Genomic DNA, 23,129 nt, shown 5'->3' on the forward strand with positions numbered 1-23,129 from the left:
CGGCGGCTCAGGAGCCGGCGCGACGGATCCGGCAGCGCGCCGGACCGGTGGTGCGCAAGGTGATCCCGGCGGTGACGGGCACCTCGGTGTCCACCGCTTCGAACTCGTAGGCCCGCAGCAGCATCGCCAGCGCGATCACCGACTCCAGCATGGAGAAGTGCTGCCCGATGCAGGCGCGCGGTCCGCCGCCGAAGGGCAGCCAGGCGTAACGCGGCCGGGCCGCCTCCGCCTCCGGGGTGAACCGGTCGGGATCGAAACGCTCCGGGTCCGGCCAGTAGCCGGGGTGGCGGTGGGTCACCCAGGGCGCCACGATCACGTCGGCACCGGCCGGGATGGTGTGCCCGTCGACCTCCGCCGCGGCCACCGAGCGGCGACCGAGCACCGGGGCCGCCGGGTAGAGCCGCATGGCCTCCTTGAGCACCTGGGTGAGGTACGGGAGCCGGTCGAGGTCGGCGGCTTCGGGCGTACGGTCGCCCAGCACCGCGGTGATCTCGGCGCGGGCCCGGTCCTGGAGCTCGGGATGGCGGGCCAGCAGGTGCAGGGAGAAGGCCAGCGAGGTGGCGGTCGTCTCGTGCCCGGCGAGCAGGAAGATCAGCACCTGTTCGCGCAGCTCGGTGGCGTCGAACTCCCCGTCGTCCACACTGCTCGCGGCGGCGAGCAAGGACAACAGGTCCTCGCCGGTCGCCCCCGCTGCCGTGCTGCGGCGCTCGGCGATGATTCCGTCGCACACCGCGTACAGCTCGTCCATCGCTGCGGCCGCCCGCTTGTTGCCCGGAGTGGGCCAGTCGCGGGGCACGTTGACGGGGGAGTAGCCGCGGCGCATCACGTAGGCGGTGATGACCGGAAAGGACCGGTCCACGACGTCGGCGGTGGCGTCCACGTCGGTGCCGAAGAGGATCCGGGCGACGGCGCGCAGCGCCAGGGTCATCATCTCGTCCGCGACGTCGACGACCCCGTCCGGGGCAGCCGCCGCCTCCCAGGCGTCGAGGGTGGCAGCGGTCTCGGTCGCGACGGCGGCCGCGTACCCGTCCACCCGGCGCTTGGTGAACAGCGGCTGCACCAGCCGCCGCTGGCGCAGGTAGTCCTCGTCCTGGCTGGTGAGCAGACCGTTGCCGAGGGCGTCGCGGACCTCTTGGTACAGGGCGTTGTCCTTGCGGAAATTGGCCGCCTGCGCGGCCAGCACCTGCTGCGCCCCCTCCGCCGAGAACACGCAGTGCAGCTCGGTGCGCAGCCCCGGCGGACCGGCCGCGATCCGCACGACGTCGCCGTGCAGGTGCCGCGCCCGCTGGTAGGTACCGAGGGCGTCCGACTTCAGATCGGCGAGCGACCCGAGCAGCGGGGAACCCTCCAGCCGGGGGATCCCCGTACGGTCGCTGCTGTCTGTCCGTGGTGCTTGCGCTGCTGCCATGACTCCGCCCTCAGAACTGTGCCGACAGGGCGATTCTGGGGGCGGCGGCCCACCGGGTGCGAGGGCCGGTGGACCATCAGGCCGGATATCGCCGTCGGGCTGACCCCTTCCTCTGCTCCTAGTCGCAGGCGACACCGTCGCCGTCGCGGTCGAGGTGCCTGCTGTACCCGGGCTGACCGCGCCGGATCGGAGCGGCGTCCGCGGCCCTGGCCTCGGCGCAGTTCCGGTAACTGACGTCCTTCGGCCCGGGGGCCGGGGTCGGACCGGACTTCGGCCGCTTCGGCTTCGGATGCCCCGGCTCCGCGGAGGGGACCGGGGTCTTGGCGGGGCCCGGCCCCTTGGGCGGAAGCAGGGAGGCGCCGGCGGCGGCCGGGCACGGGGTTCCGGGCGCGACGAGCGAGATCTCGACGGAGGCGTCGCCCGTCACGGGGGTGGCGGCCGCCGGGGTCTGGAAGCAGACCGCCCACTGGCCGTGGTCGGCGGCGAGCGGGACGTCGTCGTAGGCGCTGCGCGCCTCGACCGGCTTGGGGAGCACCGGTTTCACGAGGGCCTCGGCCTCGGTGGACGTCTTCCCGATGAGCCCCGGCATCGAGGGCCCGGACCCGCTCGGGGCGGGCGAGGACCCCGGTGTGCCGGAGTCCTTGCCCTCCGTGGCGGCCGGTTCCCCACACCCGGCGAGCAGCAGGACGGCGGCCGCCACGGCGCCGGCTATGGCGATACCTCTACGTCCAGACATGAAATTGCCCCCAAGATCCCACGGCGTCGAACCGCCTCGGCATAGGAGCCTACCCAGCCCCCCGGGCGCGCTTCGGCTCGCTCCGCAGGATCGTTCCATCACCAACTCGCCCCCGAACAAAGCCAGTCGGAACGGACCCGACACGCTCACCAACGGGTGAGGATGCCCCCGGGCACGGCGCGATGACGCCAGGGTGGGCCCATGATCACCATCCGTGCCCTGCGCCGTCGCGCCGCCGTGCTCGCGACCGCCCTCGCCGCCGCCCTGCTGCCCCCGGCCTCCGCGTCCGCCTCAGCCCCTGCCTCTGCCCCCGCCTCCGCCCGGGGATCCCTCCACGCGGCGGCTCCCGCGAACTCCTGCCCCCGGGTCCAGGACCACCTCTTCGCCGCCGCCGACGAACGCGTGGAGGTGGAGCGGATCACGCCCTCCCCGTCCTGGCGGATCAACTGCAAGCAGCTCTACCGCTCGGACGGCCGCCCGCCGGCGGTGGTCTTCGAGGAGGGCTTCCTGCCGAAGGACACCCTGAACGGCCAGTACGACATCGAGAGTTACGTCCTGGTCAACCAGCCCTCCCCGTACGTCTCCACCACGTACAACCACGACCTGTACAAGTCCTGGAAGAGCGGCTGGAACTACTACATCGACGCCCCGGGCGGGGTGGACGTCAACCAGACCATCGGCGACACCCACAAATACGCCTCCCAGGTCGAGGTGGCCTTCCCGGGCGGCATCGCCCGCTCGTTCATCGTGGCCGTCTGCCCGGTGGACACGGTGAAGAAGGTGGAGATCATGGACCGCTGCGAGGACAACCCGCACTACGAGCCCTGGCGCACCAACTACCCGGGCTGAACCAGCCGTTCGTTCCACTTGCCCGGCTAGCTCCGGCATCCCCACCGCCACCGTTGCCGTCGCCCTTCGGCGGCTCGGGGGCCGGGGCCGGCGGCGGAGTGGGGGTCGGCTGGGATCCGGGTCAGGCGTTGAAGTAGGTGATCAGCAGCCGGGGGTTGGTGCTGGTGACGGGGGCGGGCTGCTCGAACCACTGGTCGTAGACCGGGCCGGAGGTGACGATGTCCCCGACGAAGGCACGCATCCTCGCCCCGCTGTCGGGTCGGCGCAGGCCGGACTCGGTGCCGGTCAGCTCGATGACGAGCCGGATCCGCCCGCCGGCCGCGAAGAGGACGTGGCTGCACTCCTCGGCCTTGTCCGGGTCGAACGCCCAGATCCCGCGGCTGCTGCGGTAGATGTCCTCCAGGGACATCCCGTCCTCCCAGCCGTTGCAGGTGCGGCCCAGCGGGTCCTCGTCGGCGCTCCACGGGAGTGTCTCCACCTCGGCGCGCAGCTTGACGAGGGCGTACCTGTTGCTGTTGTCCGTAGTCACGGCGGGAGGCTAGCCGCCGCGGGCGCTGGGAGGGTGATCCGTCCCAAGGGTCGGTCGGAGAAGGGCACTTCCCTTCGTCCCGGGATGCCCTCCGAGCGCACGGCGCACGGAGAAGCCCCCGCCCGTAGGCGGGGGCTTCGTCCGACCCGACCGGCTTCCTAGATGTCGCGGAAGATTTCGATCTGGGCGCCCACCGAGTTGAGGCGTTCCGCCAGTTCTTCGTAGCCGCGGTTGATGACGTAGACGTTGCGCAGGACCGAGGTGCCCTCGGCCGCCATCATCGCCAGGAGGACGACCACCGCCGGGCGCAGGGCCGGGGGGCACATCATTTCTGCCGCGCGCCAGCGGGTGGGGCCCTCGACCAGGACGCGGTGGGGGTCCAGGAGTTGGAGGCGGCCGCCGAGGCGGTTGAGGTCCGTGAGGTAGATGGCGCGGTTGTCGTACACCCAGTCGTGGATCAGGGTCTGGCCCTGGGCCACGGCCGCGATGGCGGCGAAGAAGGGGACGTTGTCGATGTTCAGCCCGGGGAAGGGCATCGGGTGGATCTTGTCGATCGGCGCTTCGAGTTTGGAGGGGCGGACGGTGAGGTCCACCAGGCGGGTGCGGCCGTTGTCGGCCGCGTACTCGGGGGAGCGGTCGTGGTCGAGGCCCATCTCCTCCAGGACCGCGAGCTCGATCTCCATGAACTCGATCGGGACCCGGCGGATGGTGAGTTCGGATTCCGTGACGACCGCCGCGGCCAGCAGGCTCATCGCCTCGACCGGGTCCTCGGAGGGGGAGTAGTCCACGTCCACGTCGATGTTCGGGACGCCGTGGACCGTCAGGGTCGTGGTGCCGACGCCGTCGACCCGGACGCCGAGCGCCTCCAGGAAGAAGCACAGGTCCTGGACCATGTAGTTGGAGGAGGCGTTGCGGATGACGGTGGTGCCGTCGTGCCGGGCGGCGGCCAGCAGCGCGTTCTCGGTGACGGTGTCCCCGCGCTCGGTCAGCACGATCGGGCGGTCCGGGGAGATGCCGGACTCGACCTGGGCGTGGTAGATGCCCTCGGTCGCGGTGATGTCCAGGCCGAAGCGGCGCAGGGCGATCATGTGCGGCTCGATGGTGCGGGTACCGAGGTCGCAGCCGCCGGCGTAGGGCAGCTTGAAGTGGTCCATCCGGTGGAGGAGGGGACCGAGGAACATGATGATGCTGCGGGTGCGGCGCGCCGCGTCCGCGTCCATGGCGTCCATGTCGAGGCGGGCCGGCGGTACGAGTTCCAGGTCGATGCCGTCGTTGATCCAGCGGGTGCGGACGCCGATGGAGTTCAGGACCTCCAGGAGGCGGTAGACCTCCTCGATGCGGGCGACCCGGCGAAGGACCGTACGGCCCTTGTTGAGCAGCGAGGCGCACAGCAGGGCCACGCACGCGTTCTTGCTCGTCTTGACGTCGATCGCGCCGGACAGACGGCGGCCGCCGACCACGCGCAGGTGCATCGGACCGGCGTAGCCCAGGGAGACGATTTCGCTGTCGAGGGCTTCCCCGATGCGGGCGATCATCTCAAGGCTGATGTTTTGGTTGCCGCGCTCAATGCGGTTCACGGCGCTCTGGCTGGTGCCCAGGGCGTCCGCGAGCTGACTCTGTGTCCAGCCACGGTGTTGCCGGGCGTCACGGATGAGCTTGCCGATGCGTACGAGGTAGTCGTCTGCCATGGATGCACCGTATCTCAGATATGAGATGTTGCCCGCGTTGGGCGTGGCAGACGGGTGTCAACGGGCACGAAAAGGGACTTACCGGTCGTCAGCTCCCATGGTGGGGCCGCGGTGTGCGTGGTGCGCGACGAGCCGGCCGAGGAGGTCGACGAGCTGCTCGCGCTCCGGTGCGGACAAAGGGGACAGAAGCTCCTCCTGGGCCGCGGCGAGCAGTTGCTCCAGCTTGCGCAGCCGGCGCCGGCCGGCGGTCGTCAGGGTGATGACGTTGCGCCGCCGGTCGGCCGGGTCGGGGGTCCGCTCGACCAGCTCGCGTGCGGCGAGTTCGTTGATGACGGCGACCAGGTCGCTGCGGTGGATGTCGGTGCGGCCGCTCAAGGCCGCCTGGCTCGCGGGTCCGAACTCGTCCAGGGCGACCAGGGTCGCGTAGTGCCATTTGCGCGCGTCCGCCCCGCTCAGCCCCTCGGTGACGAGGCGCGTGGCGTGCGCCGAGGCCTGTGAGAGCAGCCGGCTGGGCAGTTCGCGCAGTCGTGCGGGGAGGGCGGGGGCGCCCTGGTCCTCTTCCGTGGTCATGGCGGGATCGTACCCCTTGCGTTCGTGGCACTAACGATTTAACTTCGTTGGTGTCACAAACGTTGGCGTCCCTAACGTTAGTGGCGCCAATGAATCGAAACGAAACGGATGGTTCCGCCATGCCCGTCATCGACGTACTCGACTCGACGATGTACTACGAGGAGCTCGGCGCCCCCGACGGCGTCCCCTTCGTCTTCCTGCACGGCAACCCGACCTCCTCCCACCTGTGGCGGGGCGTACTGCCCCGGATCGGGGGCCGGGTCCGCGTCCTCGCCCCCGACCTCATCGGGATGGGCCGCTCCGGCAAGCCCGGCGGCGAGTACCGCTTCGCCGACCACGCCCGCTACCTCGACGCCTGGTTCGACGCCCTCGGCCTCGACGAGGTCGTCCTCGTCGGCCAGGACTGGGGCGGGGCGCTCGCCTTCGACCGGGCCGCCCGGCACCCGGAGCAGGTCCGCGGGCTCGCCTTCATGGAGACGATCCTGCGCCCGATGACCTGGGAGGAGTACCCGCCCGCCGCCCGCGCCCGGTTCGAGGCGATCCGTACCCCGGGGGTCGGGGAGGAGATGATCCTGGAGCGGAACCTCTTCATCGAGGACAGCATCGGCAAGACGGTGCTGAACCCCATGAGCGAGGCCGACCACTCCGTCTACGCCGCCCCCTACCCGACCCCCGAGAGCCGGGTCCCCCTGCTCCGGTTCGCCCGCTCCCTGCCGATCGGCGGCGAACCGGCGGACGTGGTCGCCCGGGTCGAGGCGTACGACGCCTGGCTGGCCGCCAGCCCGCAGGTGCCCAAGCTCCTGCTCCACTTCGACGGCTCGCCCGCCCTGATGGTCGGCCCCGAGCTGGTCGCGTGGAGCGAGGAGCACATCTCCGCGCTGGAGAGCGAGTACGGCGGAGCGGCCGCCCACCTCTGCCCGGAGGACCGGCCCGAGGAGATCGCCGCCGCCGTCACGGCCTGGGCAGCCCGCCACGGCCTTGCGGGCTGAGCGGCCGGGGCGGGGGCCGGGCCGGCCGGGGCGGGGGCCACGCGCGGCCCCCGCCCCGGAACCCGGCTCCCGTCAGTGCCCGCAGGCGTGGTGCCGGCCCTTGCCGCCGCCACCGTGGACCGAGGCGTACGAGGCCGGGCGCGCGCCCGCCGCCGCGGCGCGGGCCAGCCGGGCCGAAGCCGCCCGGCCCGCCTCGGAATCCGCCTCGTGCACCACGCGCCCGCCGACCAGGGTCATCCGTACGCCCGTCCCGCTGATGTCGGCCACCGGACAGCGCGTCACGTCCCGGTCCAGGAGCACCAGGTCCGCCGCCTTGCCCGGCTCCACGGTGCCGGTCAGCTGCTCCTGGCGGAGCTGCCACGCCGTTCCCGAGGTGTGCATCCGCAAGGTGCTGTCCCGGCTCAGCGCCTCCTTCTCCCGGTACAGCTCGCCGGCCCCTTCCGCGCCCTGCCGGTCGATCGCCGTCCGGAGCTGGTTCCACACCTGGAGGGCGTCCACCGGCCAGTCCGAACCGCCCGTCAGCCGTGCGCCCGCCTTCTCCAGGCTGCGCGCCGGGTACAGCCACCGGTGCCGCTCGGGCCCGATGTAGGGGAGCAGCGCCTCCACCGTCCAGGTGTCCCGCGTGGCCCACTGCAGCTGCATGCACGCCGCGACCCCGAGCTGAGCGAAGCGCCGCAGGTCCGCGGGGTCCACGATCTGCAGGTGCGCCACCGCGTTGCGGGCGTCCCGCTGCCCCGTGGCCCGCCGGGCGTACGCGTACCCGTCCAGAGCGGTGCGTACCGCCCGGTCCCCGAGTCCGTGGGCGTGCATCTGCCAGCCCGCCCGGTTGAAGGCGGCGCTGAGCCGGCCGTAGTCCGCCGCCGAGGTGTAGAGCTCGCCCCGGTTCGCGGTCGGCTTGCCGTTCCCGTCGAGGTACGGCTCCAGCAGGGCGGCGGTCTGTGCCGGGTACTCGATGACCCCGTCCAGGAACACCTTGATCATCCCGAACCGCAGCCCCCGCACGCCCTCGAACTCCCGCCGCAGTCCGCGCGCGTACGCCAGCGAGCCCGCCGGGTCCTTGGCCTGGTCCGCGTCCAGCCGGATCGCGGGGACGATCCGCTGCGGCAGCCGGCCCGCCGCGGAGAGCGCCTGGTACAGCTCCAGTTCGTGCCGCCCCACCAGGGCGTCCATCATCGTGGTGACCCCGGACGCGGCGGCCAGCCCCAGCACCTCGGCGCACGCCGCGACCAGTTCGGCGCGGGTGTGCTCGGGTATCAGGCGCCGCACCAGCCCCTGGGCGTCGTCCTTGAGGACGCCCGTCGGCTTCCCGTCCGCGCCCTTGACCACCTTGCCGCCGACCGGGTCGGGCGTGGCCGCCGTGATCCCGGCGATGTCCAGGGCCCGCTGGTTGGCCCACAGGTTGTGCCCGTCGCCGCCGATCAGGACGACCGGCCGCCGGGTCGGCAGCGCGTCCAGCATCGAGTGGTGCGGAGCGGTGCCCGTGGGGAGCAGCCCGACCGGGTTCCAGTCCTCCACCACCAGCCAGCCGGGCTCGGCGCCCGCGCCGCCGGTGTCGGCGAGGAAGCCGGTGAGGATCTCCAGGAGCTCGGCCGGGGTGGTCTCCGCGCTCTCCAGCGAGGGGGACAGCGAGCGTTCGCCGGCCCCGAGCGGGTGGACGTGGCCGTCGTGGATCCCGCTCATCACGGTGGTGCCGCGGGCGTCGACCACCTCGGTGTCCCGGCCCACGTACCGGCGCAGCGCGGCGTCGGTCCCGGTGGCGAGGATCTTCCCGTCCCGGCCGACCGCGACGGCCCGCACCGGCCCCCGGTGGTCGGTCCCGGTGACCCCCGTGAAAACAGAGGCGTTGCGGATCACCAGCGCGGCCGAGTTCCGCCCGCCGGCGTGCGGGGCGGAGGCGGCCGAGGCGGGGCCCGCGCCCAGCAGACCCGCCGCGCCCGCGGCTCCGGCGGCCGCGAGGAGCCCCCGGCGCGACAGCGCGGCCGCCGAGGAAGCCGAGGCCGCCGAGGACGCTGAGGAAGCTGCGGACGACGAAGAAGCCGCGAACGGCGAGGAAGCCGCGGACCGGGCGGACAGCGGGGACCGGGGGGAAGGAGAAGACGGCATGCACACTCCCAAACGTTGGCGTGGCCAGGACGCTGTTTGATTAAGGGCTTAACCAGAAGCCGCCTCCGGCGACGGAATCCGTACGATGGCGCCGTGCCCGCCCCCCTTCACGCCTCCGGCCCGGTCCCGATGCCCGCGCCCGCGCCGGTGCCCGGCCCGACCCTCGCCGACATAGCCCGCGCCGCCGAGGTCTCCACCGCGACCGTCTCCCACGCGCTCAACGGCACCGGCCGCGTCGGCGAGTCCACCCGCCGCCGGGTGCGCGAGGTCGCCGGGGCCCTCGGCTACGGAGCCCGGCGCGGGCCGCACAACCGCAGCCTGGGCATCGCCGTGACCACGTACGCCGGCTTCGCCTGGGACTTCGCGCGGATCGCCTACTACGCCCGGCTGCTCGTCGCCGCCACCTCGGCGGCGCACGCCCACGGCTACGCCCTGACCACGCTGCCCGCCGACCGCGGCGCCGAGCCGCTGTGGCACACCCTGGCGGTGGACGGGATGCTGCTGATCGACAGCCCGGCCGACGACCCGGTGCTGCGCGCCCTGCGGGCGCGGGGGCTGCCGGTGGTATTCGACGGACCGCCGGGCGATCCGCGGCCGGGCGACGTGTGGGTGGACAACGACCACACCGCCACCACCCGCGAGGTGCTCGACCACCTGGCGGCCTCCGGCGCCCGGCGGATCGCGCTGCACGCGGGCTACGGCCGGGAGTTCTACACCGGGGCCGTCACGTCAGCCTATGAACACTGGTGCGCCGAGCGGGGCCGGGCTCCGCTCGTGATCCCCTTCGACCCCAATGACGACGCCGGGCACGCCTTCGACTCCGCCTTCACCGGGCCGGACCGCCCCGACGCCGTGTACTGCGTATACGACCCGGGGGGCCGGCAGGTGCTGGCCGCCGCCGCGCGCCACGGCATCGGCATCCCCGGCGGCGGACCGGGGAACGGCCCTGGGGGCCTGCTGCTGGTCTGTGCCAGCGAGGACCCGGCGTACGCCGAGAACGAACCTTCCGTGACCACCGTCACCTTCGATCCGGAGCGGATCGCCGAATCGGCGGTTTCGTCCCTGGTCAAGCTCGTCGAATCCGGACATGCGGAATCCACTGGGCGGCTGACCGTACCGGCGGGGCTGAGGGTGCGTGCCTCGTCCCGGCCCCCCGGCATGTACTAGAGTTATCTCGACATCGAGATATCTGCCCCGGACGTGCCGCAGCCGCCCCGCTGGTAAGGGTTACCTAACTTAGCCTCACCTTAGCGGAAAGGCCAGAGTGCCTCGCGGCAGGATTGCGGCAATACGCGCGAATTCATGCATGAAGGAGACTGTCGTGTCGGCGAACAGCTTCGACGCCCGCAGCACGCTGCAGGTGGGCGACGAGTCGTACGAGATCTTCAAGCTGGACAAGGTCGAGGGCTCCGCCCGCCTTCCCTACAGCCTGAAGGTCCTGCTGGAGAACCTGCTCCGTACCGAGGACGGCGCGAACATCACCGCCGACCACATCCGGTCGCTCGGAAACTGGGACTCGCAGGCCCAGCCCAGCGAGGAGATCCAGTTCACGCCGGCCCGCGTGATCATGCAGGACTTCACCGGCGTCCCCTGCGTCGTGGACCTCGCCACCATGCGCGAGGCCGTGAAGGCCCTCGGCGGCGACCCCGCGAAGATCAACCCGCTCTCGCCCGCCGAGATGGTCATCGACCACTCGGTCATCGCCGACAAGTTCGGTACGGCCGACGCGTTCGCCCAGAACGTCGAGCTGGAGTACGGCCGCAACAAGGAGCGCTACCAGTTCCTGCGCTGGGGCCAGACCGCCTTCGACGACTTCAAGGTCGTCCCCCCGGGCACCGGCATCGTCCACCAGGTCAACATCGAGCACCTGGCCCGTACCGTCATGGTCCGCAACGGCCAGGCGTACCCCGACACCCTCGTCGGCACCGACTCGCACACCACGATGGTCAACGGCCTGGGCGTACTGGGCTGGGGCGTCGGCGGCATCGAGGCCGAGGCCGCGATGCTCGGCCAGCCGGTCTCCATGCTGATCCCGCGCGTCGTGGGCTTCAAGCTGACCGGCGAGCTGCCGGCCGGCACCACCGCCACCGACCTCGTGCTGACCATCACCGAGATGCTCCGCAAGCACGGCGTCGTCGGCAAGTTCGTCGAGTTCTACGGTGAGGGCGTCGCCGCCACCTCCCTCGCGAACCGCGCCACCATCGGCAACATGTCGCCGGAGTTCGGTTCCACCGCCGCCGTCTTCCCGATCGACGGCGAGACCCTGAAGTACCTGCGCCTGACCGGCCGCGACGCCCAGCAGGTCGCGCTCGTCGAGGCGTACGCCAAGGAGCAGGGCCTGTGGCTGGACCCGGCCGCCGAGCCGGACTTCTCCGAGAAGCTGGAGCTCGACCTCTCCACGGTCGTCCCCTCCATCGCCGGTCCCAAGCGCCCGCAGGACCGCATCGTCCTCGCGAACGCCTCGCAGCAGTTCGCTCAGGACGTGCGCAACTACGTCTCCGACGACGAGGAGGCCGGCAAGGAGTCCTTCCCGGCGTCCGACGCCCCGGCGTCCTCCAACGGTGTGCCCACCAAGCCCACCCCGGTGACCCTGTCCGACGGCACCTCCTTCGAGATCGACCACGGCGCCGTCACCGTCGCCGCGATCACCTCGTGCACCAACACCTCGAACCCCTACGTCATGGTCGCCGCGGCGCTCGTGGCGAAGAAGGCCGTCGAGAAGGGCCTGACCCGCAAGCCGTGGGTCAAGACCACCCTGGCCCCGGGCTCGAAGGTCGTCACCGACTACTTCGACAAGGCCGGCCTGACCCCGTACCTCGACAAGATGGGCTTCAACCTCGTCGGGTACGGCTGCACCACCTGCATCGGCAACTCGGGTCCGCTGGAGGAGGAGATCTCCAAGGCGATCAACGACGCCGACCTCGCGGTCACCTCGGTCCTCTCGGGCAACCGCAACTTCGAGGGCCGCATCAACCCCGACGTCAAGATGAACTACCTGGCCTCCCCGCCGCTGGTCGTCGCGTACGCCATCGCGGGCTCCATGAAGGTGGACATCACCAAGGACGCCATCGCCACCGACTCCGAGGGCAAGCCGGTCTTCCTCGCGGACATCTGGCCCACCGAGGCCGAGGTCAACGACGTCGTCGCGAACGCGATCGGCGAAGACATGTTCAACAAGTCCTACCAGGACGTCTTCGCGGGCGACGCCCAGTGGCAGGCGCTGTCGATCCCGACGGGCAACACCTTCGAGTGGGACCCGCAGTCCACCTACGTGCGCAAGCCCCCTTACTTCGAGGGCATGACGATGGAGACCACCCCGGTCTCCGACATCGCCGGCGCCCGTGTGCTGGCGAAGCTGGGCGACTCGGTCACCACCGACCACATCTCCCCGGCCGGCGCCATCAAGGCCGACACCCCGGCCGGCAAGTACCTCACGGAGCACGGCGTCGAGCGCCGCGACTTCAACTCGTACGGTTCCCGTCGCGGCAACCACGAGGTCATGATCCGCGGTACGTTCGCCAACATTCGCCTCCGCAACCAGATCGCGGCGGGCACCGAGGGCGGCTTCACCCGCGACTTCACCGTCGAGGGCGCCCCGGTCGCCTTCATCTACGACGCCTCGCAGAACTACCAGGCCGCCGGCATCCCGCTGGTCATCCTGGCGGGCAAGGAGTACGGCTCGGGCTCCTCGCGCGACTGGGCCGCCAAGGGCACCGCCCTGCTCGGCGTCAAGGCCGTCATCGCGGAGTCCTACGAGCGCATCCACCGCTCCAACCTGATCGGCATGGGCGTCCTGCCCCTGCAGTTCCCCGAGGGCGCCACGGCGGCCTCCCTGGGCCTCACCGGCGAGGAGACCTTCTCCTTCACCGGTGTGGAGGAGCTGAACAACGGCACCACCCCCCGCACGGTGAAGGTCAGCACCGACACCGGCGTGGAGTTCGACGCGGTCGTCCGCATCGACACCCCGGGTGAGGCGGACTACTACCGCAACGGCGGAATCATGCAGTACGTGCTCCGCAACCTCATTCGCGGCTAAGCGCAAATCGGCACCAAAGGGCCGTACTTCCGTTAAGGAGGTACGGCCCTTCCGTTTCTGCGGGCGGCTCCGACGGTCCAGCTCAGGTGACGGTGAGGTCTCAACTCGGAAAAGCCGGGGCCCATACCTGTACATGATCTTGCTCACAGGAGCGGAAGTGGACTATACCTGTGCCCGTCCGGGTCACCGCGAAACGAGCGGCACCGGACGGGGGGACGGCGGGGACCTGCGGTGATGTCCGCTGGGCGGCAGCAGTCGCACTTTCCTTCCTCCTTCACACTCCTGACGAAGGCGAGGACTTGAGCATGGGATCCACCTCCGCCCACGGCGAGCACAGCAACGGTGAGGGCTTCGGCCGCCGGGACCTGATCAAGCGCTCCGCGGCACTCGGCCTCATCGCGGTACCGACGATGAGCTTCCTGTCCGCCTGCGCCTCCGGCTCGGACGAGACGACCAAGGGCAACGAGTCCAAGGTGACCGCCACCAAGGAGAACCCGTTCGGCGTTGCCAAGGGCGGCAAGCTCGACGTGGTCGTCTTCAAGGGCGGCTACGGCGACGACTACGCCAAGGCCTGGGAAGCGGCGTTCGACAAGAAGTGGGGCACCACTTCCTCGCACCTCGCCACCCAGGAGATCACCTCCAAGCTGCAGCCGCGCTTCAACGGCGGCAACCCGCCGGACGTCGTCGACGACTCGGGCGCCCAGCAGATCAAGCTGGACGTGCTCGCCAAGGGCAACCAGCTCGCCGACCTCACCGTGGTCCTCGACGCCCCGTCGCTCGACGACCCGAGCAAGAAGGTCCGGGACACGCTGATGCCCGGGACCATCGAAGGCGGCATGATCGGCGGCAAGTTCGTCGCCCTGCAGTACGTCTACACCGTGTGGGGTCTGTGGTACTCGGGCAAGCTCTTCAAGGAGAAGGGCTGGACCGCGCCGAAGACCTGGGCCGAGTTCATGGACATCTGTCAGAAGGCCAAGGCGGCCGGCATCGGCGGTCTGGCCCACCAGGGCAAGTACCCCTACTACATCAACGTCGCCATCATGGACCTGATCGCCAAGAAGGGCGGCCTGGATGCCATGAAGGCGATCGACAACCTCGAGCCGAACGCCTTCGCGGACAACCCGGTCGCGCTGGAGGCCGTCGAGGCGGTCTACGAGCTGGTCGAGAAGGACCTGCTCATGCCGGGCACCAACGGCCTGACGCACACCGAGTCCCAGACCCAGTGGAACCAGTACAAGGCCGCCTTCATCACCTCCGGCTCCTGGCTGGAGAACGAGCAGCTCAAGCAGACCCCGGAAGACTTCGACATGCAGTTCCTGCCGATGCCGGTGCTGCCCGGCTCCAAGCTGCCGTTCGAGGCCATCCGCGCCGGCGCCGGCGAGCCCTTCATCGTCCCGGAGAAGGCCGCCAACAAGGCCGGCGGCCTGGAGTTCCTCCGCTCGATGCTGTCCCGCGAGTGGTCGACCCTCTTCGCCCAGCAGGCCAACTCCCTCACCGTCCTCAAGGACGGCGTGGACCCGGCGGTCAAGCTCCGCCCGGGCACCCAGTCGGCCGTCGCCGCCCTCAAGTCGGCCGGCGACAACACGTTCAACTACCGCTACTCCGACTGGTACAGCGCGATGGGCACCGAGCTCGAGAACGCGTCCAATGAGCTGATGGCCAAGCGCATCCAGCCCAAGGAATGGATCAAGCGGGCCCAGGCTGCGGTAAACAAGGCGACCGAGGACCCGAACGCCAAGAACAACAAGCGCAGCTGACACCGCGTCCACCGGGCATCCGGAAACACCAGGGACGGACACCATGAGCCACGTAGCAAACAGCAAGGGGCGGGGCGGCTTCATCGCCGGCTTCCTCATCCTGCCCCTTGCGCTGTACCTGACCTTTGTCATCTGGCCGTACATTCAGACGTTCGGCTATTCCTTCACCAACTGGACGGGTCAGTCACCGACTTTCGACTTCGTCGGGCTGGACAACTACTCGGCCTTGATGAAGGACGAGGTCTTCGGCGGCGCACTGCTGCACAACCTGTTGCTCTTGGTGTTCGTCCCGACGGTCACCATCCTGATCTCCCTGTTCTTCGCCTTCATGCTGAACGCCGGCGGGCGCAGCGGAGCGGGCGGGGTCCAGGGGGTGGCGGGCTCCGCCCTCTACAAGGTGATCTACTTCTTCCCGCAGGTGCTCTCCCTCGCCATCCTCGCGGTGCTCTTCGGAGCCGTGTACCGCAGTGACGAGGGGGGCCTGCTGAACGGTTTCCTCACCAAACTGGGCCTGGTCGACCCGGCGCACCCCATCGAATGGCTCAACGAGCCCAACTTCGTCCTCTGGTGCCTGCTGCTCGTCGTCGTCTGGCACGGGGTCGGTTTCTACCTCGTGCTGTTCTCGGCGGCCATGCAGTCGGTCCCCAAGGACATCTACGAAGCCGCACTGCTCGACGGCGCGGGGCGCGCCCAGACCTTCTTCAAGGTCACGCTGCCCCTGCTGTGGGATTCTGTGCAGACCTCCGCGGTCTATCTGGGCATCGCCGCGATGGACATGTTCGTCCTCGTGTCGACCATGACCTCGGGCCAGTTCGGCGGCGGACCGGACCACCACAGCGAGGTCATGGCGACGGTGCTGATGCGCAACTTCCTCTACTTCGGCCAGGCCGGCTACGCCTGCGCCATGGGGGTCGTCATGCTCGCCCTGACCCTGATCCTCTCCGCCATCACGCTGCGGGCCACTCGCCGCGAGCACGTCGAGTTCTAGCGGGAGACCACGATGACCACTGTGATCAAAGCACCGGGCGAGGCGGCGGCCGAGAAGCGCTCCGCCGCCACCGGGCAGCCCCGCGGAAAGAGCAAGAGCGGTTCCGACGGCATGGTGCTCAACGTCTTCTCGCACGGCTTCCTCGCCGTGTGGGGGATACTGATCGTCCTGCCGCTGATCTGGCTGGTGCTCGGCTCCTTCAAGACCGACGTGCAGATCGGCAGTTCGGCCCTGAGCTGGCCGAGCAACTGGCACTTCGACGCCTTCGGGCGGGCCTGGGACAAGGGCATCGGGGACTACTTCGCCAACACGCTGATCGTGATGGTGTTCTCCGTCCCGCTGACGATGCTGCTCGGCTCGATGGCCGCGTACGTCCTGGCCCGCTACCCCTTCTGGGGCAACCGGCCGATCTACTACTTCTTCGTCAGCGGGGCCATGTTCCCGGTCTTCCTGGCGCTCGTCCCGCTGTTCTTCATGGTGAAGCGGCTGGACATGCTCAACTCGTACCAGGGCCTGATCCTGGTGTACGTGGCGTACTCGATGCCGTTCACCGTCTTCTTCATGCACTCGTTCTTCCGGACGCTGCCGACGGCCGTGCACGAGGCGGCGGTGATCGACGGGGCCTCCCACACCCGGATCTTCTTCCAGGTGATGCTGCCGATGGCCAAGCCCGGCCTGATCAGCGTCGGGATATTCAATGTCCTGGGCCAGTGGAACCAGTACATCCTGCCCTCCGTGCTGATGCAGCCGCAGACCGGATCGGACCCCGAGCGCTACATGCTCACCCAGGGCCTGATCCAGCTGCAGTACCAGATGGGCTACGAGACGGACCTGCCGGTGCTGTTCGCCGGTGTGACCATCGCGATGATCCCGATGCTGGTGGTCTACCTGTCCTTCCAGCGGCAGATCCAGGCCGGACTGACGTCCGCCACGCTCAAGTAGCGGTGGCGGAGGGGTCGGGAACCACCGACCAGCTGACCGCCGAGACGGAGGGGTCGAGAGAGAGGTTGCTGACGGCTTCCTCGAGCATCCGGCCCCCCTCGCCCTCGGCGGTCAGCAGTGCGGACACCGTCACCAGGCCGGCCTCCGGGCCGTCCTGGCTGCGGATCGACCGCAGCTGGTAGCCCGGCCGGCCCAGCGCGTCGACCAGCCGGTGGCGGATGTGGGCCTCCTCCGCCTCCAGGCACACGGCCTCGAAGTGGAAGTCGGTGGCCACCTCGGCCCCGCCCCCCGGCTCGCGGTCCATCCGCCGGCCCAGCGGGCGCAGCAGGAGGTTCGCCCCCACCACGCCCACCGTGCCGCAGGCCGCCAGGACGAACATCCCGGTGCCCGCGAGGCAGCCCACGGCCGCCGAACACCACAGGGTCGCGGCCGTGTTCAGGCCCCGCACGCTCAGCCCGTCGCGCATGATCACGCCGGCGCCCAGGAAGCCGATCCCCGAGACGATCTGCGCCGCGACCCGCGAGCCGTCGTACTGGACCACCGAGACCTCGCTGATGAACCCGTACTGCGAGAGCAGGACGAACAGCGCGGCCCCGCCCGCCACCAGGGCGTTGGTCCGCAGGCCCGCCATCCGGGCCCGCCACTGCCGTTCCAGGCCGATGGCCGCCCCGAATCCGAGCGCAGCGACCAGGTGCCCGGCCATCTCCCATTCGGTGAGCATCATCGGCCTTCTCCCTCCTTCTCTTCGTGCGGACCTTTAGAGCCAGGTGCCGAACTTGCGGATGTACACGGTCTTCAGCAGCTGCGTGAGCGTGCAGTACGCCAGCAGGACGCCGATCAGCCACGGGAAGTAGCTCGCCGGCAGGGGTACGAAGCCCAGCGAGGCGGCCAGCGGCGAGAAGGGCAGGAAGAGCCCGGTCAGCACCGCGAGCACGGTCATCACCATCACCGGCCAGGACGCCCGCGACTGGATGAAGGGGATCTTGCGGGTACGGATCATGTGGACGACCAGGGTCTGCGAGAGCAGGCCCTCGATGAACCAGCCGGACTGGAAGAGCGCCGCGTGCGCCTCGGTGTTGGCGGCGAACACGTTCCACATGATGACGAACATCGCGATGTCGAAGATCGAGCTGATCGGTCCGATGCAGAGCATGAAGCGGCCGATGCCCTTGGCGTCCCAGTTGCGCGGCTTGCGCAGGTACTCCTCGTCCATGCGGTCCCACGGGGTGGCCAGCTGGGCGATGTCGTAGACCAGGTTCTGCACCAGCAGCATGATCGCCAGCATCGGCTGGAACGGGATGAAGGCGCTCGCCACCAGCACCGAGAAGACGTTGCCGAAGTTGGAACTGGCCGTCATCTTGATGTACTTGATCGTGTTGCCGAAGGTGGTCCGGCCCTGGATCACGCCCTGCTCCAGGACGGTCAGGTCCTTCTCCAGCAGGATGATGTCGGCGGACTCCTTGGCGATGTCCACGGCGGTGTCCACCGAGATGCCGACGTCCGCGTCGCGCAGCGCGGCCGCGTCGTTGATGCCGTCGCCGAGGAAGCCGACCGTGTGGCCGTCGGCCTGCAGGGCCCGTACGATCCGGGCCTTCTGGACCGGGTTGACCTTGGCGAAGACCGTCGTACGGGCGGCCAGCGCGCGCAGCTGGGCGTCGTCGAGGGCGTCGATCTCGGTGCCGCCCACCACGTGGCCGACCGTGAGGCCGACATCGGCGCAGACCCGGGCGGCGACCTGCTCGTTGTCGCCGGTGACCACCTTGACCGCGATGCCCTTGTCGGCCAGGCCCTGCAGGGCCCGGGCGGCGTCGGCTTTCGGCGGGTCGAGGAAGGCGAGGAAGCCGACCAGGGTGAGCCGGTCCTCGTCGGCCACCGTGTAGGTGGAGCGCGCGCCGTCCATCGTGCGGGTGGCGACGGCCAGGACGCGCAGGCCCTGGCGGTTGTTGTCCTCGGCGATGCGGGTGACGTGCCACCGGAGCTGTTCGGTCAGCTCCACCTTCTGCCCGCGGTCCGTCATGTGGGTGCACAGGGCGAGGACTTCCTCGACGGCACCCTTGGTGATCATGACGTGCTCGGGCCGGCCGGCGCCGCCCACGATGCTGTTGCGGTTCAGGACCACGGACATCCGGCGCCGGGCGAAGTCGAAGGGGATCTCGTCGACCATCGAGAAGCGAGCATCGACGACAACCTCCTCGGCCTCGCCCACGCGGTCGATGACCGCCTGGTCCATCAGGTTCTTCAGGCCCGTCTGGAAGTGTGCGTTGAGGTAGCCGTACTCCAGGACCTCGTTGTCCTCGTCGCCGTGCACGTCGAGGTAGCGGTCCAGGACGATCCGGTCCTCGGTGAGGGTGCCGGTCTTGTCCGTGCAGAGCACGTCCATCGCGCCCAGGTTCTGGATGGCGTTGAGCCGCTTGACGACCACCTTGCGCTTGGACATGGCCACCGCGCCGCGCGCCAGGTTGGCGGAGACGACCATCGGCAGCATCTCGGGGGTCAGACCGACCGCCACGGCGATGCCGAGGAGGAAGGCGGCCTCCCAGTCGCCCTTGGTGAAGCCGTTGATCATGAAGACGACGGGGACCATCACCAGCATGAAGCGGATCAGCAGGAAGCTGACCTTGCGCACCCCGGTGTCGAAGTTGGTCTCCGGGCGCTCGCCGACCAGGGAGCCGGCCATCGAGCCGAAGTAGGTGTCGGAGCCCGTGGCGACGACCAGTCCGGTGGCGGTGCCGGAGGTCACCGACGTGCCCATCAGGCAGAGGTTGTCGGCCTCGACGGGGTCGGTGGTGTCGCTCTGTCCGAGGTCGTCCGTGCGGGTGTCGGCCTTGGCGACCGGCAGGGACTCCCCGGACAGGGCGGCCTGGCCGACCATCAGGTCCTTGGCGGTGATGAGCCGCAGGTCGGCCGGGATCAGGTCGCCGGCGCCCAGCTTGACCACGTCACCCGGGACCACCTGGTCCATCGGGATCTCGAAGGTGGTCGGTCCGGAGCCGCTGCCGGCCCGGCGCTGCACCGCGCAGGTGGTGGTGACGAGCTGCTTGAGCGCGTCGGCCGCCCGGCCCGAGCGGTACTCCTGCCAGAAGCGCAGCAGGCCGCTGATCCCGACCATCACCGAGAGGATGACGACGCCCGGGTCGCCGGGCTCCTGCCAGTACATGACGGCGGCCAGGAAGACGAGGACGGCGATGAAGGGGTTCGCGTACGCCTTCGCCAGCTGGACGTACCAGCGCGGGGCGCGCTCCTGGGCGATGACGTTGGAGCCGTGGCGCTCCAGGCGCAGTGCGGCCTCGGTGTGCGTGAGGCCGTTGCGGGAAGCATCCACTTCCTGCAGGACCTGGACGCCCGAGCGGGCGCTGATCCCGGCGAGCCGCTCGCCGACGGCCCGGGTACGGGCCTCCAGCTCGGCCGCCTTGCGCTCGCGGCGGGCCCGGCCCGGGGGTGCGAGCTTCGTGGGGGTACGGGGGGTGAGCATGGTCATGACGAATACCTCCCTCCACGGTGTCCGGGCAGCGCGGAGCCGCACGGTCACGTGGAGTGATCATGGGTCGGCGCACGGTGGCACGTACGGCCACGAGGCACGCCGGTGGGCATGGATGACGCGCGCCGGACGGAAGCGTCAGGGCGTGCGGAAGGGGTTACGAAGGTGAATGCAGAAACGCACGGAGGCGGCGCGGGGCCGCGGGCGTGCACACTCGAAGAGAGACCGGCCGCTCAGAGAGCTCAGCCGAAGAGAGCGCTGCAAGGACTTCGATCGGGACTCATCCCGAACACCTCCTTGCGTAGCACTGTCATTGCGAAGGGCACCCTGTCGGGCCGTGAAAGCCGATTGAAGGCCACGGAGACAAGCGCCACGGCGACCGTAGCACGATCAGGATGGAGGTTTCTCTCATACTTATGACCGGTAGTGGCCGATTCGTGCTGCGGCGGCCTCTTGACGTCGCGAGGCGCAAAGGCTCGACTTAAGGTTCACAAGTTGGAGAGACGCCGGGGTCTCGTGTCAGTGGGAGCGTGCAGCCGCTGACGGCCCCGGCCGGGGGGCGACGGCTTGCCGTTGCTTATGGGCAGGAGTGAATGAGTCGTGCAGACTCCCGGATCGCAGTCCTCACTGCATCGCGCCAATCTGGAGCGCGTCGTACGGGCGGTACGGCTCGCCGGTTCGCTGACCCAGGCGGAGATCGCCCGGAGCACCGGACTGTCGGCGGCCACGGTCTCCAATATCGTCCGGGAGCTCAAGGAGGCCGGGACCGTCGAGGTCACGGACACCTCCGCCGGGGGCAGGCGGGCGCGCAGCGTCTCGCTCAGTGGGGACGCCGGCATCGTGATCGGCGTCGACTTCGGCCACACCCACCTGCGGGTGGCGGTGGGGAACCTGGCGCACCAGGTGCTGGCCGAGGAGTCCGAGCCGCTGGACGTGGACGCCTCCTGGGTCGACGGCTTCGACCGGGCGGAATCCCTGGTGGGACGGCTCGTCGAGGGCATCGGGATCGGCCGCGACAAGATCATCGGCGTCGGGCTCGGCGTGCCGGGCCCCATCGACGTGGAGTCCGGCACCCTCGGGTCCACCGCGATCCTGCCGGGCTGGGCCGGGATCAACCCGCGGCGCGAGCTCTCGCAGCGCCTGGGCGTACCGGTCTACGTGGACAACGACGCGAACCTCGGAGCCCTCGGTGAACTCGTTTGGGGGAGCGGCCGGGGAGTGAAGGACCTGGCCTACATCAAGGTCGCCAGCGGCGTCGGCGCGGGGCTGGTCATCAACGGCCAGATCTACCGCGGACCCGGCGGCACCGCGGGCGAGATCGGGCACATCACGCTGGACGAATCGGGTCCGGTCTGCCGCTGCGGCAACCGCGGCTGCCTGGAGACCTTCGCCGCCGCCCGGTACGTGCTGCCGCTCCTGCAGGGCAGCCACGGACCGGAGTTGACGATGGAACGGGTGGTGGAGCTGGCCCGCGACGGGGACCCCGGCTGCCGTCGGGTCATCACGGACGTGGGCCGTCACATCGGCAGCGGCGTGGCCAGCCTGTGCAACCTCCTGAACCCGAGCCGGGTGGTCCTGGGCGGCTCGCTCGCGGACGCGGGTGAACTGGTGCTGGCTCCCATCCGTGAATCCGTGGGGAGGTACGCGATCCCCAGTGCGGCCAGGCAGTTGTCGGTGCTCACGGGGTCGCTGGGCGGGCGCGCCGAGGTGCTGGGGGCGCTGGCCCTCGTACTGAGCGAGATGGGCGATTCGACGCTTTTGGCGGAAAATGGAAGTGGAGTGCGAGCTCCCGCCGTCTTGTCTTCAGCTAGATAACGAATGGCGTCGTTGTCATCTCGTTAAGCATTCACTCCTTGACGACAAACTCGCGGCCGGGGTTGACTCACATCCACCTCGGCCGCAGTGCTGCGGCCTCGTCAGGGAGGTTCAAGTAATGAACACGCGTATGCGCAGAGTTGCCGTCGCCGTTGCCGCCGGAACCATGGCCGTCTCGCTCGCCGCTTGTGGCAGCGCGAAGGAGTCCGGGGACAAGAAGGACAACGCCACCGGCGCGGTCAAGGGCGGCGCGATCAAGGTCGGGCTGCTCCTGCCGGAGAACCAGACCGCGCGTTACGAGAAGTTCGACAAGCCGCTCATCGAGAAGGCGGTCAAGGACCTGACCGCGGGCAAGGGCGAGGTCGTCTACGCCAACGCCAAGCAGGACGCGACCACGCAGAACTCGCAGGTCGACACGATGATCACCAACAAGGTGAACGTCCTGATCATCGACGCGGTGGACTCCAAGGCCATCGCCGGCTCGGTCAAGAAGGCCAAGGAGGCCGGCATCCCGGTCGTGGCCTACGACCGCCTCGCCGAGGGCCCGATCGACGCCTACACCTCCTTCGACAACGAAGAGGTCGGCAAGGTCCAGGGCAAGGCGCTCCTGGAGGCCCTGGGCGCCAAGGCCAAGGACGGCCAGATCGTCATGATGAACGGCTCCGTCACCGACCCGAACGCCGCGCTGTTCAAGAAGGGCGCGCACTCCGTCCTCGACGGCAACGTGAACGTCGGCAAGGAGTACGACACCGTCGAGTGGAAGCCGGAGAACGCCAACACCAACATGGCGGCCGCCCTCTCGGCGCTCGGCAAGGACAAGGTCATCGGCGTCTACTCCGCCAACGACGGCATGGCCGGCGGCATCATCACCGCCCTCAAGGCGGCCGGCGTGTCCCCCCTGCCCCCCGTCACGGGCCAGGACGCCGAACTCGCCGGTGTGCAGCGGATCGTCGCGGGCGAGCAGTTCATGAGCGTCTACAAGCCGTACGCCCCCGAGGCCGAGGCCGCCGCGAAGATGGCCGTCGCCCTCGCCAAGGGTGAGCCGATCGCGACCACGGCCACCGCCAAGGTCGACAGCCCCACCACCAAGGGCGTCCCGTCCCTGCTGATCCCGGTCGTCTCGCTGACCAAGGCGAACGTGAAGGACACCGTCATCCGCGACAACGTCTACACGGTCGACGAGATCTGCACCGACAAGTACGCGGCCGCCTGCGCCGCCGCCGGCCTGAAGTAAGGCCCCC

17 protein-coding genes are annotated in these 23,129 nt (G+C 69.8%); 9 read left to right on the forward strand and 8 right to left on the reverse strand.

Features of this window, described 5'->3' with window-relative positions; genetic code table 11:
- Positions 1-7 precede the first annotated feature (7 nt).
- Both ACFRU2_RS20235 and ACFRU2_RS20240 read right to left on the reverse strand, forming a co-directional pair.
- Positions 8-1,408: a cytochrome P450 gene (locus tag ACFRU2_RS20235; protein WP_382973862.1), complete on the reverse strand. Its 1,401-nt coding sequence runs from the start codon at positions 1,406-1,408 to the stop codon at positions 8-10.
- 118 nt (positions 1,409-1,526) lie between these two features.
- Positions 1,527-2,144: an excalibur calcium-binding domain-containing protein gene (locus ACFRU2_RS20240; protein ID WP_382973864.1), complete on the reverse strand. Its 618-nt coding sequence runs from the start codon at positions 2,142-2,144 to the stop codon at positions 1,527-1,529.
- Positions 2,145-2,345: 201 nt separating this feature from the next.
- Between ACFRU2_RS20240 and ACFRU2_RS20245 the strand changes: the two genes are divergently transcribed.
- A complete protein-coding gene (locus ACFRU2_RS20245; RefSeq protein ID WP_382973867.1) occupies positions 2,346-2,993 on the forward strand; it encodes an ADP-ribosyltransferase in 648 nt (215 codons plus the stop codon).
- 121 nt (positions 2,994-3,114) lie between these two features.
- On the opposite strand, the gene ACFRU2_RS20250 is transcribed toward ACFRU2_RS20245, so the two are convergent.
- From ACFRU2_RS20250 to ACFRU2_RS20260, 3 genes are all read right to left on the reverse strand, one after another.
- On the reverse strand, positions 3,115-3,522 hold the full coding sequence (locus ACFRU2_RS20250) for a hypothetical protein (RefSeq protein WP_382973870.1): 408 nt from the start codon (positions 3,520-3,522) through the stop codon (positions 3,115-3,117).
- A 158-nt stretch (positions 3,523-3,680) separates the two neighbouring features.
- A complete protein-coding gene (locus ACFRU2_RS20255; RefSeq protein WP_382973873.1) occupies positions 3,681-5,210 on the reverse strand; it encodes a helix-turn-helix domain-containing protein in 1,530 nt (509 codons plus the stop codon).
- A gap of 78 nt (positions 5,211-5,288) precedes the next feature.
- Positions 5,289-5,780, reverse strand: a complete 492-nt coding sequence (locus tag ACFRU2_RS20260; protein ID WP_382973876.1) for a MarR family winged helix-turn-helix transcriptional regulator — start codon at positions 5,778-5,780, stop codon at positions 5,289-5,291.
- A 119-nt stretch (positions 5,781-5,899) separates the two neighbouring features.
- Between ACFRU2_RS20260 and ACFRU2_RS20265 the strand changes: the two genes are divergently transcribed.
- Positions 5,900-6,769 carry a haloalkane dehalogenase gene (locus ACFRU2_RS20265; protein WP_382973878.1) on the forward strand — a complete coding sequence of 290 codons (870 nt, stop codon included), beginning with the start codon at positions 5,900-5,902 and terminating at the stop codon, positions 6,767-6,769.
- Positions 6,770-6,841: 72 nt separating this feature from the next.
- On the opposite strand, the gene ACFRU2_RS20270 is transcribed toward ACFRU2_RS20265, so the two are convergent.
- Complete coding sequence (locus ACFRU2_RS20270) at positions 6,842-8,872, reverse strand: amidohydrolase (protein WP_382973881.1); 2,031 nt, start codon at positions 8,870-8,872, stop codon at positions 6,842-6,844.
- 93 nt (positions 8,873-8,965) lie between these two features.
- Here ACFRU2_RS20270 and ACFRU2_RS20275 point away from each other — a divergent pair, with 93 nt between their 5' ends.
- The 5 genes from ACFRU2_RS20275 (at position 8,966) to ACFRU2_RS20295 (ending at position 16,595) form a co-directional block, all read left to right on the forward strand.
- Positions 8,966-10,039: a LacI family DNA-binding transcriptional regulator gene (locus ACFRU2_RS20275; protein WP_382973884.1), complete on the forward strand. Its 1,074-nt coding sequence runs from the start codon at positions 8,966-8,968 to the stop codon at positions 10,037-10,039.
- A 154-nt stretch (positions 10,040-10,193) separates the two neighbouring features.
- Positions 10,194-12,908: an aconitate hydratase AcnA gene (gene acnA, locus ACFRU2_RS20280; protein WP_382973886.1), complete on the forward strand. Its 2,715-nt coding sequence runs from the start codon at positions 10,194-10,196 to the stop codon at positions 12,906-12,908.
- Positions 12,909-13,213: 305 nt separating this feature from the next.
- Positions 13,214-14,665: an N-acetylglucosamine/diacetylchitobiose ABC transporter substrate-binding protein gene (gene ngcE / locus ACFRU2_RS20285; protein WP_382973889.1), complete on the forward strand. Its 1,452-nt coding sequence runs from the start codon at positions 13,214-13,216 to the stop codon at positions 14,663-14,665.
- A gap of 43 nt (positions 14,666-14,708) precedes the next feature.
- Entirely contained in the window at positions 14,709-15,653 is a 945-nt protein-coding gene (locus tag ACFRU2_RS20290) for a carbohydrate ABC transporter permease (protein WP_250742061.1), read from the forward strand.
- Between the two features lie 12 nt (positions 15,654-15,665).
- Positions 15,666-16,595, forward strand: coding sequence for a carbohydrate ABC transporter permease (locus tag ACFRU2_RS20295; RefSeq protein ID WP_375950674.1), 930 nt, complete (start codon positions 15,666-15,668; stop codon positions 16,593-16,595).
- On the opposite strand, the gene ACFRU2_RS20300 is transcribed toward ACFRU2_RS20295, so the two are convergent.
- Together ACFRU2_RS20300 and mgtA are read right to left on the reverse strand one after the other, a co-directional pair.
- Positions 16,588-17,319, reverse strand: a complete 732-nt coding sequence (locus ACFRU2_RS20300; protein WP_382973891.1) for an MgtC/SapB family protein — start codon at positions 17,317-17,319, stop codon at positions 16,588-16,590. The two genes, ACFRU2_RS20295 and ACFRU2_RS20300, sit on opposite strands and share 8 nt — an antisense overlap.
- A 33-nt stretch (positions 17,320-17,352) precedes the next feature.
- Positions 17,353-20,073: a magnesium-translocating P-type ATPase gene (gene mgtA, locus ACFRU2_RS20305; protein WP_382973894.1), complete on the reverse strand. Its 2,721-nt coding sequence runs from the start codon at positions 20,071-20,073 to the stop codon at positions 17,353-17,355.
- Between the two features lie 600 nt (positions 20,074-20,673).
- Here mgtA and ACFRU2_RS20310 point away from each other — a divergent pair.
- Complete coding sequence (locus tag ACFRU2_RS20310; protein ID WP_382973896.1) at positions 20,674-21,888, forward strand: ROK family protein; 1,215 nt, start codon at positions 20,674-20,676, stop codon at positions 21,886-21,888.
- 130 nt (positions 21,889-22,018) lie between these two features.
- Positions 22,019-23,122 carry a substrate-binding domain-containing protein gene (locus ACFRU2_RS20315; protein WP_250742056.1) on the forward strand — a complete coding sequence of 368 codons (1,104 nt, stop codon included), beginning with the start codon at positions 22,019-22,021 and terminating at the stop codon, positions 23,120-23,122.
- Positions 23,123-23,129 lie beyond the last annotated feature (7 nt).

The sequence above is a fragment of the Streptomyces sp. NPDC056883 genome, assembly GCF_042788835.1.
In the GTDB taxonomy this organism is placed as follows: Bacteria; Actinomycetota; Actinomycetes; order Streptomycetales; family Streptomycetaceae; genus Streptomyces; species Streptomyces stoeckheimensis.